Genomic DNA, 14,462 nt, shown 5'->3' with positions numbered 1-14,462 from the left:
AGGCCGAAAGAGGGGTCCGGGGGCGCAGCCTCCAGGGACGGGAAAGGGAAGGGGCGGCGGGGGCGAGAAAAGACGCGGCGAAGACGCCCCCTCACCGAGGCTCGGGCGGCCGCTGCCGCGGCATGTTCGGCCGCGCGTTCGCCCCCGGCGGCATCGGAAACCGCCCGTACCCCCCGCCCACGTCCGCCCGCCCGCCGGAGGCGACCGCCCCCTGGATCCCCATGGGCGCCGGTCCGGTCCGGAACTCGACCATCCAGTCCGCCGTCTCCGTACGCACCAGCTCCGAGACGTCCTCCGAGAACCGGCGCAGCACCGCCAGACACCGCTCCGCGGCCTCGCCCGCCGTACCCTCCGCCGGGCCCAGCACCTCCCGGACGCTCTCCGAGGCCCAGTCGAACTGGAGCACCTGGAGCCGGCGCTGCACGGCCTGCGCGGTGGCCACGTCCCTTATCCAGCCGGACGTCACCCCGAAGAACCGGTCCACCGCCACACACGCCACCGCGAGCAGCAGCGCCAGATACCCCCAGGCAGCGGCGCCGTCCAGTACCCGGGCGAGGTCCAGCAACGGCAGCGCGGCCGCGCACACCGCCCCCGCCGCCGCCCCGGTGCGCAACCCCCGGGCGCCCCGCCGCTTCCACACCCGGTCCGCGAGGTACCAGGCGGCGGTCTCCAGCGCCCCGCGCTCCACCCACCGGTACAGCTCGTCCAGCCGCTCGGCTGGCTCACCCCAGTCCCCGAGCGGAAACGTCCGCCCGGCCAGGTCGCCCGGCCGCAGCCCGGCAGCGCCCTCACTCCGCCCGTCCTGAGGCGGACCCTCGGGCTGCATCTCCGGCTGCTGACCCACCCGGCACTCCCTACTGATCCCGGCCGATGGAACCCGACCGATCCCGACCGCTCACGTTGCGTGACACCCGTGACGCCTGATGCTGCTGCGCCGGACCTTTCCTACCTCCCAATGGGTGGCGAAGAGGAAGGTTTCATCTCTTTTACGCCCGGAAGTGGGCCTTGATCAGGTATAGGCCTCACACCTGACTCACTCGAAAGAGTGCTGGGGCGACACCCGCACAGACCACGTAGGCTCGTGCCGAGCGGGAAAAACCCGCCCGAAGGCACGCCCGACAGTCGTAGGACACAGGAGCTGATCGTGATTCCCGGTGGTGGCCAGCCCAATATGCAGCAGCTGCTCCAGCAGGCCCAGAAGATGCAGCAGGACCTGGCCCGTGCCCAGGAGGAGCTGGCGAACACGGAGGTCGACGGACAGGCGGGCGGCGGGCTGGTGCAGGCCACCGTGACCGGCTCCGGCGAGCTGCGCGCCCTGCGGATCGACCCGAAGGCGGTGGACCCGGACGACACCGAGACCCTCGCCGACCTGGTCGTCGCGGCCGTCCACGCGGCCAACGAGAACGCCCAGACGCTCCAGCAGCAGAAGCTCGGTCCGCTGGCCCAGGGCCTGGGCGGCGGCAGCGGCATCCCGGGACTGCCTTTCTAGGAGGACGGTCCGCCTTTCTAAGACCGGCCTCGGCCAACTACCGTACGTACCGCAAGGAATCCCAGGAAGGACGGCAGTCCGTTGTACGAAGGCGTGGTCCAGGACCTCATCGACGAACTGGGGCGACTGCCCGGCGTCGGTCCCAAGAGCGCGCAGCGGATCGCCTTCCACATCCTCCAGGCGGAGCCGACGGACGTACGGCGGCTCGCGCAGTGCCTGATGGAGGTCAAGGCGAAGGTCCGCTTCTGCGCGACCTGCGGCAACGTGGCGCAGGAGGAGCTCTGCGGCATCTGCCGCGACCCGCGCCGCGACCCGAGCGTCATCTGCGTCGTCGAGGAGCCGAAGGACGTCGTGGCGGTCGAGCGCACGCGTGAGTTCCGCGGCAAGTACCACGTCCTGGGCGGCGCGATCAGCCCCATCGAAGGTGTCGGTCCCGACGACCTGCGTATACGAGAACTTCTCGCGCGGTTGGCCGACGGGACGGTCACGGAGCTGATCCTGGCCACCGACCCGAACCTGGAGGGCGAGGCGACGGCCACGTACCTCGCCCGCATGATCAAGCCCATGGGCCTGAAGGTCACCCGCCTGGCCAGCGGCCTCCCGGTGGGTGGGGACCTGGAATACGCGGACGAGGTGACCCTCGGTCGCGCCTTCGAGGGGAGACGACTCCTAGATGTCTGACGCCACGCTGCACGCGACCGACCACAACCCGGACGATTTCGTGGTCCAGATCGCGGATCAGGTCGAGAGCTTCCTGGTAGCCGTCACGGAGGTCGCGAAGGGCGACGAGCCGGGCCTGGCGGTCCCCTTCCTCCTCCTGGAGGTCTCCCAGCTGCTCCTGGCCGGCGGCCGCCTCGGCGCCCACGAGGACATCGTCCCCGACGAGCGCTACGAGCCCGACCCGGGCTTCGAGCCGGACGCCGACGAACTCCGCGAGAACCTCGCCCGCCTCCTGGAGCCGGTCGACGTCTACTCGGAGGTCTTCGACCCCTACGAGCCCCGCAAGGCGCCCGTCCCGGCCCGGATCTCCGACGACCTCGCCGACGTCATCGCCGACCTGCGCCACGGCATGGTCCACTACCGCGCGGGCCGTACCACGGAGGCCCTGTGGTGGTGGCAGTTCTCCTACTTCTCCAACTGGGGCTCCACCGCCTCGGCGACCCTGCGCGCGCTGCATTCGGTCCTCGCCCACATCCGCCTGGACCAGCCCCTCGAGGAACTGAACGGCCTCGACATCGACCAGTCCCCCCTGGGCGACGAGACCCTCGAGTTCGAGGCGGGCCGGGTCATGGAGGAGGAGATCGGCGGCCGGCTGGGCCTGGGCCCGGTCAAGTAGGCCTGCCCGGCGGGGAAGAGCGGTGCCGGCCGCCCAACTCCTTGCAGATCTCGCGGCCGCCCTTCGGCCGTCCCTCGTCACCCTGCTGCCCCAGGAGCAGCTGAGCGAGTGGGGCGGGCGCTGGCTCGCCACTCACGGCGGCCGGCTCGGCAGCAAGCTCGCGGACTGAGTGCGGCGTCGTTCACCACCACCCCCACACGCCCTTCCCCATCGCCGTCACCCCGCCCGCCAGGGCCAGGCCCAGTACCAGCAGTCGGGCCCGGTTCTCCGGCAGCCGTCCCGCGAGACCCCTGCCGATCAGTGCGCCCGCGGTCATCGCGACGGCCACCGACGTCCACTGGGGGCCGCTCAGCTGCGGGAGGCCGTTCGCCGCGACCGAGAAGGCGTTGACGACGACGCTGTAGAACTGCGCGTTCGGGATGAACTCCCGTACCGTCCAGCCCGCGTTGACGGCGTACAGGGAGACGGGCGGGCCGCCGACGCCCGCCGCCGAATTCATGAAGCCGCCCGCCGCGCCGGCCACGACCGCGCCCCGGGTGCCGCGCAGTGTGGGGATGCGGACGCCCCGCATGACCAGCAGGACCGCGACCGTCACCAGCCCGCCCATGACCGACAGCAGGACGGGTTCGGGGAGCCGGCGGGTCAGCCAGGTACCCGCCGGGACCGTGCACGCGGCGGCGACGCACAGCGGGACCATCGCGGCCGGCCGCACCCGGCGCCAGCCGCCCGCCAGGCCCACGACGCTGATCGCGCCCGCCGCGCAGTTCGCCAGGACGACCCCCTGGGCCGGGCCGACCAGCAGCACCAGCGCGGGGACGGCGACCAGGGCGAAGCCCATCCCGGTCAGCCACTGCACACAGGAGCCCAGCAGCACGATCCCCGCCAGCAATACCTCACTCGTCCCGCTCGTCATGGTGTACCTGCCTACACCATGCCTTCGGGAGTGCGCTCCCTCGTTCCCGCAAGCCCGGGACGGGATCGTTGATCTCGCAAGCGAAACCGACTCCCGCTCAAGGAAGGCCTGTCATGAAGGCTCTGCTCTCCTCCCGTCCCGTCCTGTGGTTCCTCTTCCTCTTCAACCTCGCCGTCGCCGCCGTCGCCCCCTTCGTGGTCGATGGATCGCAGGGCGTGATGACGGCCGTCGGGATGGGCGTCGTGTCGCTCGGGGCCGGTGTGAGCCTGGTCCGGGACCGGGGCCCGAAGACCGCTTCCTGAGAATTGGCCGGGTGTTGGACGTCCCCTGTACGCGGGCTGCACGGGCGCTAACCGGCCGGAAGCGAATCTTGGGTCATCCCGACAGCAGCAAGCCGCACAGGAGTTGCGATGACCCGCACGACCCGCATACGCGCCGCCCTCGTCACCGCCACCGCCGTCGTCACCGCCGCCACGGTGTCGGTCGGAGTCAGTGCGGCCGGCTCCGAGAAGCCCTCGAAGCCCACCAAGAAGCAGATCGCCGCCCTCTTCGACGGCTGGAACGCCGCGCTGCGGACCGGTGACGCGGAGATCGTCGCGGACCGCTACGCCAAGGACGCGGTCCTGCTGCCCACCGTCTCGAACAAGGTCCGCACCGATCGCGCCGCCATCGTCGACTACTTCGAGCACTTCCTCCAGAACAAGCCGGTCGGCAAGAAGGTCCGGACGATCGTGAACGTCCTCGACAGCAACTCCGCCATCGACACCGGCGTCTACGCGTTCACGCTCACCGACCACGACACCGGCGAGAAGCGCGTCGTCGAGGCCCGCTACACCTACGAGTACGAGAAGCGCGACGGCGTGTGGAAGATCGTCAACCACCACTCGTCCGCGATGCCCGAAGGCTGATCCTCACCGAGAGCCCGCCCCCGGGCGCGTCCGCCAGGGCCACCGTCCCGCCGTCGTCCGTCACCAGTTGTTTGACGACGGAGAGGCCGAGCCCGGAACCGGAGCGCCCGGTCAGGCCCTGGCCGCGCCAGAAGCGGTCGAAGGCACGGGACTTCTCCGCGTCCGACATGCCCGGTCCCTCGTCCGCGACGGACAGGACCACCTCCCTGGCTCCGGCCTCGGTCCGGACGGTGATCTTCCCGCCGTCGGGTGACACCTCCAGGGCGTTCGAGAGCACGTTGTCCAGCACCTGGTCCAGGTGACCGGGGCTGGCCAGCACAGACGGCCGGTCGTCGACAACACTCCCCCTGAGCGCGATGGTGACTCCGCGCTCGTCGGCGGCCGGCCTCCACACCGACAGGCGTTCCGCCACGATGTCCGTCAGGGACAGCGGTTCCGCCGCGGTCACCTTGGCCTCGGCCCTGGCCAGCACCAGCAGGCCGTTGACCAGCCGGCTCATCCGCACCACCTCGGCGGTGGCCTGTTCCACGTCCTCCCGCACGAACTCGTCGTCGACACCGTCCGCGATGTTGTCCAGCGAGAGGCGGAGCGCCGTCAGCGGGGTCCTGAGCTGGTGCGAGGCGTCCGCCACGAAGATGCGCTGCGAGGCGATCAGCGTGTCGAGGCGCTCACCGGCCTGGTTGAGGGTGCGGGCCAGGGTCTGGGTCTCCTGGGGGCCCGTCACGGGGGAGCGGGCCGTCAGGTCGCCGTCGCTGAACTTGCTCGCCATGTCGTTCAGCTGGCGCAGGGGGCGGGTGATGCGGCGGGCGACGACCGCGCCGATCAGTGCGGCCACGCCGAGCACCGCCACGGCGAGGCCCGCCCTGAAGCCCCAGATCGTCCACAGCCTGTGGGTGAGTCCCGAGGTCGCGTAGACGATCCGTACGGCTCCGACGACCCGGCCGTCGTCCTTCGCGGGGACCGTGATCACCAGGTCGCGGCCCCAGATGAGGTCCGACCCCCAGTCGGTGGTCGGCCGGCCCCGCTCCAGGGCCCTGGCCAGTGCCGCGTCCCGTTCGGGGCGCGGCAGTGCCGACGTGCACCGGGCGGTGGTGGTGGCCTGGACCTCGTCCTCGGTCTCCACGGCGTACGCCCTGGCCATCTCCTCCAGCGCCTGGCAGGAGGCGGTGTCGCCGTTGCCCAGCAGCAGCGCCATGGTGGTCGCCTCGCGTGCGATGGACACCTCGGTGTCGCCGCGCAGCTGGGCGGTGAGGGTGAAGGCCACCGGCACGGTGAACAGCAGGATGGCGACGGCCACCAGCAGCACATAGCTGCGGATGAGTTGCTTGATCATGACGTCGGGCCGGCCGGACCGACGGGACCGCTCGGGCCTGTGGGAGCGGCCCCGCCGACTATCTCCAGCCGGAAGCCCACTCCCCGCACCGCCTCGATGGCGACGACCCCGGCGAACTTCCGCCGCAGTGCCGCCACGTGCACATCCAGCGTCTTCGTCGGCCCGAACCAGTTCGCGTCCCAGACCGCTTCCATGATCTGTTCGCGCGACATCAGCGCGCCCGGTTCCTCGGTGAGGAAGGACAGCAGGTCGTACTCCTTCGGCGCGAGCGCGATCTCCGCGCCGTCCACGTGGACGCGGGCCGCCTTGCGGTCGACGGTCAGCCGGGTGCCGTAGCGGTCCGCGCCGCCGGACGTGCCCTCGTCCGCCGTACGCCGCCGCACGCGCCGCATCACCGCTCGTATGCGCGCGATGACCTCCCGTACCCCGAACGGCTTGGACACGTAGTCGTCGGCGCCCAGCTCCAGGCCGACCACCCGGTCCGTCTCGTCGCTGCGGGCGCTGATCACGATGATCGGGACGTCGCCCCGCTCGCGCAGGGCCTTGCACACGTCCAGGCCGTCGGTGTCGGGCAGGCCCAGGTCCAGCAGGACGACGTCGTAGGGGTCGGAGTGGGCGAGCGCGGCGGCACCCGTGGTGACCCAGTCGACCTCGAAGCCGTAGCGCTTCAGCCCGCGCCGCAGCGACTCGGCGACCGGTTCGTCGTCTTCCACGAGGAGTACGTGCACAGCCGCACGATAGTGCTTGAAACTTAATTCACAGCTATCACTTCGGCTTCAGTGGGAAGGGAAGACCCGACGACGGGCGTCCGGACCCCTTTCCGGCCTCTGCCGCGAGCCTCGACGAGTCTCACCATGCGGTACTCGGGAGGTGGTTTTCGGGCGCTCGTTAGACTGAGCCGACCCGCAGTACAAGGGCGTATGTGCGGAAACAGACAAACTGAGCGAGGAGCGCACGTGGGCCTTGTCGTGCAGAAGTACGGAGGCTCCTCCGTAGCCGATGCCGAGGGCATCAAGCGCGTCGCCAAGCGAATCGTGGAAGCGAAGAAGAACGGCCACCAGGTGGTCGTGGTCGTTTCCGCGATGGGCGACACGACGGACGAGCTGATCGATCTCGCCGAGCAGGTATCCCCGATGCCCAGCGGCCGGGAATTCGACATGCTGCTGACCGCCGGAGAGCGGATCTCCATGGCCCTGCTGGCGATGGCGATCAAAAACCTGGGTCACAGCGCCCAGTCGTTCACCGGCAGCCAGGCAGGCGTCATCACCGACTCGGTTCACAACAAAGCCCGGATCATCGACGTCACGCCGGGGCGCATCCGGACCGCGCTGGACGAGGGCAACATCGCCATCGTCGCCGGGTTCCAGGGTGTCAGCCAGGACAAGAAGGACATCACCACGCTGGGGCGTGGCGGGTCCGACACCACGGCCGTCGCCCTCGCCGCCGCGCTGGACGCCGAGGTCTGCGAGATCTACACCGACGTGGACGGCGTGTTCACCGCCGACCCGCGCGTGGTGAAGAAGGCGCAGAAGATCGACTGGATCGCCTTCGAGGACATGCTGGAGCTCGCGGCCTCCGGTTCCAAGGTGCTGCTCCACCGGTGTGTGGAGTACGCCCGCCGCTACAACATCCCGATCCATGTCCGCTCGTCCTTCAGCGGACTCCAGGGCACGTGGGTCAGCAGTGAGCCACTCGTTCCGAAGACACAGCAGCAAGGGGAAAAGCCGGTGGAGCAGGCCATCATCTCCGGTGTCGCGCACGACACCTCCGAGGCCAAGGTCACGGTCGTGGGCGTGCCGGACAAGCCGGGCGAGGCTGCCGTGATCTTCCGGACGATCGCCGACGCCGAGATCAACATCGACATGATCGTGCAGAACGTGTCCGCGGCCTCCACCGGTCTGACGGACATCTCCTTCACGCTGCCCAAGGCCGAGGGCCGCAAGGCCATCGACGCGCTGGAGAAGAACAAGGCCGGCATCGGCTTCGACTCGCTGCGCTACGACGACCAGATCGGCAAGATCTCCCTGGTCGGCGCCGGGATGAAGACCAACCCGGGCGTCACGGCCGACTTCTTCAAGGCCCTGTCCGACGCGGGCGTCAACATCGAGCTCATCTCGACCTCCGAGATCCGCATCTCGGTCGTGACGCGCGCCGACGACGTCAACGAGGCCGTGCGCGCCGTGCACACCGCCTTCGGGCTCGACTCCGACAGCGACGAGGCCGTCGTCTACGGGGGCACCGGCCGCTGATGGCCACTACCGTGCGCCCGACCCTCGCGGTCGTGGGAGCGACCGGGGCCGTCGGCTCGGTCATGCTCAGGATCCTCTCCCAGCGGGCCGACATCTGGGGCGAGATCCGCCTCGTCGCCTCACCGCGCTCGGCCGGCCGCAAGCTGGCCGTGCGCGGTGAGGAGGTCGAGGTGGTGGCCCTGTCGGAGGAGGCCTTCGACGGGGTCGACGTCGCCATGTTCGACGTGCCCGACGAGGTCGCCGCGCAGTGGGCGCCGGTCGCCGCCGCCAAGGGCGTGGTCGTCGTCGACAACTCGGGCGCCTTCCGGATGGACCCGGAGGTGCCGCTGGTCGTCCCCGAGGTCAACGCGCACGCGCTGCGGACCCGCCCGCGCGGGATCGTCGCCAACCCCAACTGCACGACCCTGTCGATGATCGTCGCCCTGGGCGCGCTGCACGCCGAGTACGGGCTGCGCGAGCTGGTGGTGTCGTCGTACCAGGCGGTGAGCGGGGCCGGGCGGGCCGGGGTGGAGACACTGCGGCGGCAGATGTCGCTGGTCGCCGGCACCGAGCTGGGGACCGGCCCCGGTGACCTGCGGCGGGCCGTCGGCGACGACACCGGGCCGTTCCCGGAGCCGGTGGCGCTGAACGTCGTCCCGTGGGCGGGGTCGCTGCGCGCGGACGGCTGGTCGTCGGAGGAGATGAAGGTGCGGGACGAGTCCCGCAAGATCCTCGGGCTGCCGAAGCTGCCGGTGGCGGTGACCTGTGTGCGCGTCCCGGTGGTCACCACGCACTCCCTCACCGTGCACGCCCGTTTCCAGGACGAGGTCACCGTGGACGGCGCCCGCGAGATCATCGCGACGGCGCCCGGTGTCGTCCTGTTCGACAATCCGGCGGCGGGGGAGTTCCCCACGCCCGCCGACGTGGTCGGCACCGACCCCACCTGGGTGGGCCGGGTGCGGCGGGCCCTCGACGACCCGACGGCGCTCGAACTGTTCGTGTGCGGGGACAATCTGCGCAAGGGGGCCGCGCTGAACACCGCGCAGATCGCGGAGCTGGTGGCGGCCGAGCTGTCCTGAGGCGGCCGTACCGGCGTCCGGGGAGGTGCTGCCGTGAGTAAATGCGCTGGCCAGGGATCGGTGGGTTTGTAGGATCTCCAGTGCAATGTGAGCGGGTCGATGGTCCGAACCACTTGTATCGGACACCTTTGGCATCCGAAGATTTTCCTCCCCGCTCTCCGCAACCGTGCGCAGGGCGGGGAGCGTCTTTGCGGACACCCTGCGGGGTGTGCGCAGACGTGTGAACGATCAAAGCGTTCGGGGACGCGGTGATCTGGGCGTGGGGACGCCCGTTCATATGGCATATAGGGGAAGAGCGGGACACATGAGACGGGTGCGCGGGGCCTTGGTCGACGCAAAAGTGACGCCGGACGCGTACAACCCCCACGGGGGGAAGTGTGTCCAACTGGCGTGGCAGAGGTACTCGAACTCCCAGTGGCGCCCCGCGGCGCGGCCCTTCGGCCGCCGCGGGCCGTCCTCCGGCCCCGTATGTCCGGCTCGCCCGGCGGCATGCCGGTGATCGCGCCCATGCCCGCAGCGCGGCCCGCCCGCGTCCCCAGTCAGCGTGACGGCGCGGAAGCCGCCGAAGCGACCGTCGTCGCCGAGACCGCCGAGGCGGCCGGCACCACCGTCGACCACCTCACCGAGACCTACCGGGCGCACTACCGCTCGCTGCTCGGCCTCGCCGCGCTCCTCCTCGACGACACCGCCTCCTGCGAGGACGTCGTCCAGGAGGCCTTCATCCGCGTCCACTCCGCGCGCAAACGCGTCCGCGACCCTGAGAAGACCCTGGCCTACCTGCGTCAGACGGTCGTCAACCTCTCCCGATCCGCCCTGCGCCGCCGCATCCTCGGCCTGAAGCTGCTCTCCAAGCCGATGCCGGACATGGCCAGCGCGGAGGAGGGCGCCTACGACCAGCTGGAGCGCGACTCGCTCATCAAGGCGATGAAGGGCCTTCAGCGCCGGCAGCGCGAGGTCCTCGTGCTGCGCTACTTCGCCGACATGACCGAGGCTCAGGTCGCCGCGACCCTCGGCATCTCCCTCGGCTCGGTCAAGGCTTACGGCTCGCGCGGCATCGCCGCCCTGCGCATAGCCATGGAGGCGTCGGCGTGAGCGGGGAAGCCGAAGGGCAGGGCTCGCACGGCGGTCACGACAGTCACGATCGCCACGAGCCGTTCGCGTGGCATGAGCCGACGTCCTCGTCGCGTACACAAGAGCCGAAGCAATCGCACGCTGGGAACTCAACCGTGAACCACCACCTCGACGAACAGAGCCCCGACGGGCTCGACTCGGACGAGCTGGCACTGCGCCGGATGCTGCACGACGCCGTCCAGGAGATGGAGCCGCGCGACGGCTCGCTGGACCACCTGCGGCGGGCCGTTCCCGTCCGGCGGGCCCGCAAGCGGCAGGCGGCCGTGGGCATGGCGGCCGCGGCTCTCTTCCTCGGCACCGCCGTCCCGGCCGTGCTCCACGTCTCGAACTCCGGCGGCTCCGACGCCAACCCTTCCATCGCCGGCCAGGCCTCACAGGCGCAGGGGGGCGCGGATCAGGGCAAGGGCCCCGACGGCGGTTCCTCGGGCAAGGTCGGCGACTCCTCCGGCAAGACCGGTGAGCAGGACAAGGGCGGCGCCACCGACTCCGACCAGGGCAAGGAGTCCGAGGGCGGCACCGCCTCCAGCGGCACCGGCCCCTCCTCCGAGTCCGCGGCGAGCGCGCCCGCCTGCACGGCGGACCAGCTCGATGCCGGCACTCCGAGCGTCGACGTCCCCGACTCGGCCGGCACCGTCTACGGCACCTTCCTGGTCCAGAACGCCTCCAGCGCCACCTGCACCGTCAGCGGCGCGGTCTCCGTGACCTTCGGAGCCCAGGGCGCCGCCGACGCCTCGAAGATCGCCGTCGTGGAGCACGCCTCCGGGGACGTGGCGGCCGGCCTGCCCGACCCCTCCCTCTACGTCTCCCAGCACGCGCTCGCCCCCGGCTCGGCCTACGAGGTCAAGTTCGCCTGGGTGCCCTCCGAGACCTGCCCCACCACGGGCGGCAGCAGCGGCGGCGACAGCGGCGGCTCGGCGTCCCCGTCCCCGACTCCGACCGAGCAGTCGAGCACGACCGGCGAGACCACCTCCGGCACCTCGGCCCAGATGTACACCGAGGACGGCACGGTCGACGGCAGCGTGAACGTGTCCTACACGGCCGAGAGCGGCTCCCCGACGAGCGTGGCCACGGTGTCCGACGCGTGCGCGGGGACGATCTACCGGACGGGCGTGCTGGCGTCTTCCTGAGCCCGCGGCTCATGGCGACCGGCTGAGCCGGCGCCGGACTCCCCGGCCTTCTCGGACTCCCCGGCCTTCTCGGACTCCCCGGGCTGTTCGGGGAGGATGCCGAGTTCGGCGTCCCGCGCGAACTCCACCTCGCGGCGCAGCAGCCGGAACCACATGAACACCACGAACCCGGCGAAGACGAACCACTCGCCGGTGTAGCCCAGGTTCTGGAACGCCTTCAGATCGAGCCCCGTGTCGGCCGCCGCGGTCGCGGGCACCGCCGTCATCCCCGAGTCGGCGGTGTCGAGCGTGATCCAGGCGTCGTAGAGGTCGTACGGCACCAGGTTGACCAGCGAAGCGGCACTGATCGCCGAGGTCTGCCCGGCCGGCAGGCCGCCCTGGGCGCTCACCCCGTTGTCGCCCGGCGTCTCGGAGGCCTGGAGCGTGCCGGTGACCGTGACCCGGCCGGCCGGCGGCTGCGGGGCCTTCGCGGAGTCGGCGTCGCCGGGCAGCCAGCCGCGCACCACGGGCAGCGCCTTGCCGCCGTCCGTGCGCAGCAGGGTCAGCACGTAGTACCCGTCCCTGCCGTCCAGCTGCCGGTCGGGCACCAGCAACTGCTTGCCGTAGTGCCCGATGGCGGTGGTGCGCCGGCCGGAGGTCGACTTGTCCACGGGCAGCAGCTCGGCCAGCGGCCGCGCGGCCTGCGTACGGGCGGACTCGGCCTGCTCCTTCGCGCTGCGGTGGTCGTCCACCCGCGCTTCGAACCGGCTCAGCTGCCAGGACCCCATGAACACGCAGAAGGGGATGGCCAGCAGCACGAAGACGTTGATCCCCCACCAGCGGGGCGTCAGCAGGAACCGGTACACGGCCTCCACGGTACGGGGCGCGCGCCCGACGCCGACCCGCGGGGTGAGGGTCGGGCGGCACGTGGGTGAGGGTCGGGCGGGGCTCGGGTGGGGCTCATTGGTGGGAAGGAGGTGCGAAGTCGGTGGGAAGTTATCCACAGCCTGGGGACCTTGGCGTCCCATTGCCCTCGCGGGCGGGCAATATGGGGTCATGACTGAGAGCAACGGGTCCGCCGCACCCGAGCAGTACGAGGAGATGCCGGACTGGGAGAAGCGCTTCCGGGCGCCCCGGGTGTCGCTGCCCGACTGGGCGGAGGACGCGCCGGACCGCTCCCTGTTCGTTTCCAATGCGACGGGGACGTACGAGCTGTACGCCTGGGACCGCGCCACGGGCCACCAGCGCCAGGTGACCGACCGGGCCAACGGCACGACGGACGGCGTGCTCTCCCCCGACGGCGCGTGGATCTGGTGGTTCGACGACAAGGACGGCGACGAGTTCGGCGTCTGGCGCCGTCAGCCCTTCGGCGGCGGAGCCGACGAGCCCGCCACCCCGGGCCTGGACGCCTCCTACCCGGCGGGCCTGGCCCTCGGCCGCGACGGCCGTACCGCGGTGGTCGGCCGTTCCACGGACGAGGAGGGCACGACGATCCATGTGGCGCGGGTCGGCGAACCCCCCTTCGAGCTGTACCGCCACCGGGAGTCCGCGGGCGTGGGCGACCTCTCCCACGACGGCTCCCTCATCGCCGTCGAGCACACCGAGCACGGCGACGCGATGCACTCCGCGCTGCGGGTCCTGCGCCCCGACGGCTCGAAGGTCGCCGAGCTGGACGACACCAAGGGCGGCGTCGAGGAGCTGGGCCTGGAGGTGCTGGGCTTCGCCCCGGTCGACGGCGACACCCGGCTGTTGATCGGCCACCAGCGCCGAGGCCGCTGGGAGCCCCTGGTCTGGGACGTGGCGACCGGCCTGGAGACGGACCTGGACCTGGACCTGCCGGGGGACGTCAGCGCCGAGTGGTACCCGGACGGCTCGGGCCTGCTCGTCGTGCACGGCTTCGAGGCCCGCAGCGAACTGTTCCGTTACGACCTCGCGAGCGCCGCGCTGGAGCGGATCACGACCCCGCCCGGCACGGTCTCCGGGGCCACGGCCCGTCCGGACGGCAGCGTGGAGTACCTGTGGTCGTCCGCGGCCCGGCCGCCGGCGGTCCGCTCGACGACCGGCGAAGTGGTCCTGGACCCACCCGGCATGAAGTCCCCCGGCTCGGTCCCGGTGGAGGACGTGTGGGTGGAGGGCCCCGGCGGCCGCATCCACGCGCTGGTCCAGCGGCCCGCCGGTGCCACCGGCCCGCTGCCCACCGTCTTCGACATCCACGGCGGCCCGACCTGGCACGACAGCGACGCCTTCGCGGCGGCCCCGGCGGCCTGGGTGGACCACGGCTACGCGGTCGTCCGCGTCAACTACCGCGGCTCCACCGGCTACGGCCGCGCCTGGACGGACGCCCTGAAGCACCGGGTGGGCCTGATCGAGCTCGAGGACATCGAGGCGGTCCGCGAATGGGCGGTGAGCTCGGGCCTCGCCGACCCCGCCCGGCTGATCCTCACCGGCGGTTCCTGGGGCGGCTACCTCACCCTCCTCGGCCTCGGCGCCCAGCCCGACGCGTGGGCCGTGGGCATCGCTGCCGTCCCCGTCGCCGACTACGTCACGGCCTACCACGACGAGATGGAGGCGCTGAAGGCGATGGACCGCACGCTGCTCGGCGGCACCCCCGAGGAGGTCCCGGAGCGCTTCGAGGCCTCGTCCCCGCTGACGTACGTCGACAAGGTGCGGGCCCCGGTCTACATCTCGGCCGGCGTGAACGACCCCCGCTGCCCCATCCGTCAGATCGACAACTACGTCAGGCGCCTGGAGGCGAGGGGAGCGGTGCACGAGGTGTACCGCTACGACGCTGGCCACGGCTCGCTGGTGGTGGACGAACGCATCAAGCAGGTACGACTGGAACTGGAGTTCGCGGAACGACACCTGCCCCGATAAGCACCGCACTCCCACCCCCTCCGGCGACCCCCACCCCTCTGAGCAACTCCCGGGCGGGGGCTCGC

General features: G+C 71.2%; 16 protein-coding genes. 11 read left to right on the top strand and 5 right to left on the bottom strand.

The genetic code is table 11. The annotated features are described in order from the left end of the window. Positions 1 to 91: 91 nt before the first annotated feature. Positions 92 to 826, bottom strand: coding sequence for an SLATT domain-containing protein (locus OHU34_RS19585; protein WP_372481721.1), 735 nt, complete (start codon positions 824 to 826; stop codon positions 92 to 94). 318 nt (positions 827 to 1,144) lie between these two features. Between OHU34_RS19585 and OHU34_RS19580 the strand changes: the two genes are divergently transcribed. From OHU34_RS19580 to OHU34_RS19565, 4 genes are all read left to right on the top strand, one after another. Next, the gene (locus OHU34_RS19580) at positions 1,145 to 1,489 is read left to right on the top strand and encodes a YbaB/EbfC family nucleoid-associated protein (RefSeq protein WP_028806749.1); all 345 of its coding nucleotides are present in this window, start codon (positions 1,145 to 1,147) and stop codon (positions 1,487 to 1,489) included. Positions 1,490 to 1,570: 81 nt separating this feature from the next. Then, complete coding sequence (gene recR, locus OHU34_RS19575; RefSeq protein WP_020129225.1) at positions 1,571 to 2,170, top strand: recombination mediator RecR; 600 nt, start codon at positions 1,571 to 1,573, stop codon at positions 2,168 to 2,170. Next, a complete protein-coding gene (locus OHU34_RS19570; RefSeq protein WP_142265406.1) occupies positions 2,163 to 2,825 on the top strand; it encodes a DUF5063 domain-containing protein in 663 nt (220 codons plus the stop codon). The genes recR and OHU34_RS19570 overlap by 8 nt, the downstream gene beginning before the upstream one ends. 22 nt (positions 2,826 to 2,847) lie before the next feature. Then, positions 2,848 to 2,994, top strand: coding sequence for a hypothetical protein (locus tag OHU34_RS19565; protein WP_160159992.1), 147 nt, complete (start codon positions 2,848 to 2,850; stop codon positions 2,992 to 2,994). 12 nt (positions 2,995 to 3,006) lie between these two features. On the opposite strand, the gene OHU34_RS19560 is transcribed toward OHU34_RS19565, so the two are convergent. Beyond that, positions 3,007 to 3,738, bottom strand: coding sequence for a sulfite exporter TauE/SafE family protein (locus OHU34_RS19560; protein ID WP_142265407.1), 732 nt, complete (start codon positions 3,736 to 3,738; stop codon positions 3,007 to 3,009). A gap of 113 nt (positions 3,739 to 3,851) precedes the next feature. On the opposite strand from OHU34_RS19560, the gene OHU34_RS19555 reads away from it, so the two are divergent. Then, positions 3,852 to 4,040: a hypothetical protein gene (locus OHU34_RS19555; RefSeq protein ID WP_142265408.1), complete on the top strand. Its 189-nt coding sequence runs from the start codon at positions 3,852 to 3,854 to the stop codon at positions 4,038 to 4,040. Between the two features lie 108 nt (positions 4,041 to 4,148). After that, positions 4,149 to 4,646, top strand: a complete 498-nt coding sequence (locus OHU34_RS19550; protein WP_230195045.1) for an SgcJ/EcaC family oxidoreductase — start codon at positions 4,149 to 4,151, stop codon at positions 4,644 to 4,646. Here the strand turns inward: OHU34_RS19550 and OHU34_RS19545 are convergent. Together OHU34_RS19545 and OHU34_RS19540 are read right to left on the bottom strand one after the other, a co-directional pair. Beyond that, entirely contained in the window at positions 4,612 to 5,979 is a 1,368-nt protein-coding gene (locus OHU34_RS19545; RefSeq protein ID WP_230195044.1) for a HAMP domain-containing sensor histidine kinase, read from the bottom strand. The two genes, OHU34_RS19550 and OHU34_RS19545, sit on opposite strands and share 35 nt — an antisense overlap. After that, the gene (locus tag OHU34_RS19540; protein ID WP_142265411.1) at positions 5,976 to 6,707 is read right to left on the bottom strand and encodes a response regulator transcription factor; all 732 of its coding nucleotides are present in this window, start codon (positions 6,705 to 6,707) and stop codon (positions 5,976 to 5,978) included. Before OHU34_RS19540 ends, OHU34_RS19545 begins: the two co-directional genes overlap by 4 nt. Before the next feature lie 228 nt (positions 6,708 to 6,935). On the opposite strand from OHU34_RS19540, the gene OHU34_RS19535 reads away from it, so the two are divergent. The 4 genes from OHU34_RS19535 (at position 6,936) to OHU34_RS19520 (ending at position 11,544) form a co-directional block, all read left to right on the top strand. Next, complete coding sequence (locus OHU34_RS19535; RefSeq protein WP_020129234.1) at positions 6,936 to 8,228, top strand: aspartate kinase; 1,293 nt, start codon at positions 6,936 to 6,938, stop codon at positions 8,226 to 8,228. Next, on the top strand, positions 8,228 to 9,286 hold the full coding sequence (locus OHU34_RS19530) for an aspartate-semialdehyde dehydrogenase (protein ID WP_142265412.1): 1,059 nt from the start codon (positions 8,228 to 8,230) through the stop codon (positions 9,284 to 9,286). Before OHU34_RS19535 ends, OHU34_RS19530 begins: the two co-directional genes overlap by 1 nt. Positions 9,287 to 9,754: 468 nt before the next feature. Continuing rightward, positions 9,755 to 10,378: a SigE family RNA polymerase sigma factor gene (locus OHU34_RS19525; protein ID WP_230195043.1), complete on the top strand. Its 624-nt coding sequence runs from the start codon at positions 9,755 to 9,757 to the stop codon at positions 10,376 to 10,378. Between the two features lie 134 nt (positions 10,379 to 10,512). Continuing rightward, positions 10,513 to 11,544, top strand: a complete 1,032-nt coding sequence (locus OHU34_RS19520; protein WP_142265414.1) for a hypothetical protein — start codon at positions 10,513 to 10,515, stop codon at positions 11,542 to 11,544. Here the strand turns inward: OHU34_RS19520 and OHU34_RS19515 are convergent. Next, a complete protein-coding gene (locus OHU34_RS19515; RefSeq protein ID WP_405767496.1) occupies positions 11,514 to 12,389 on the bottom strand; it encodes an SURF1 family protein in 876 nt (291 codons plus the stop codon). The two genes, OHU34_RS19520 and OHU34_RS19515, sit on opposite strands and share 31 nt — an antisense overlap. A gap of 190 nt (positions 12,390 to 12,579) precedes the next feature. On the opposite strand from OHU34_RS19515, the gene OHU34_RS19510 reads away from it, so the two are divergent. Next, the gene (locus tag OHU34_RS19510; protein ID WP_142265416.1) at positions 12,580 to 14,397 is read left to right on the top strand and encodes a prolyl oligopeptidase family serine peptidase; all 1,818 of its coding nucleotides are present in this window, start codon (positions 12,580 to 12,582) and stop codon (positions 14,395 to 14,397) included. Positions 14,398 to 14,462 lie beyond the last annotated feature (65 nt).

This window comes from Streptomyces sp. NBC_00080 (assembly GCF_045041255.1).
Lineage (GTDB): Bacteria > Actinomycetota > Actinomycetes > Streptomycetales > Streptomycetaceae > Streptomyces > Streptomyces coriariae.
This window is presented reverse-complemented; position numbering and strand designations above follow the sequence as displayed.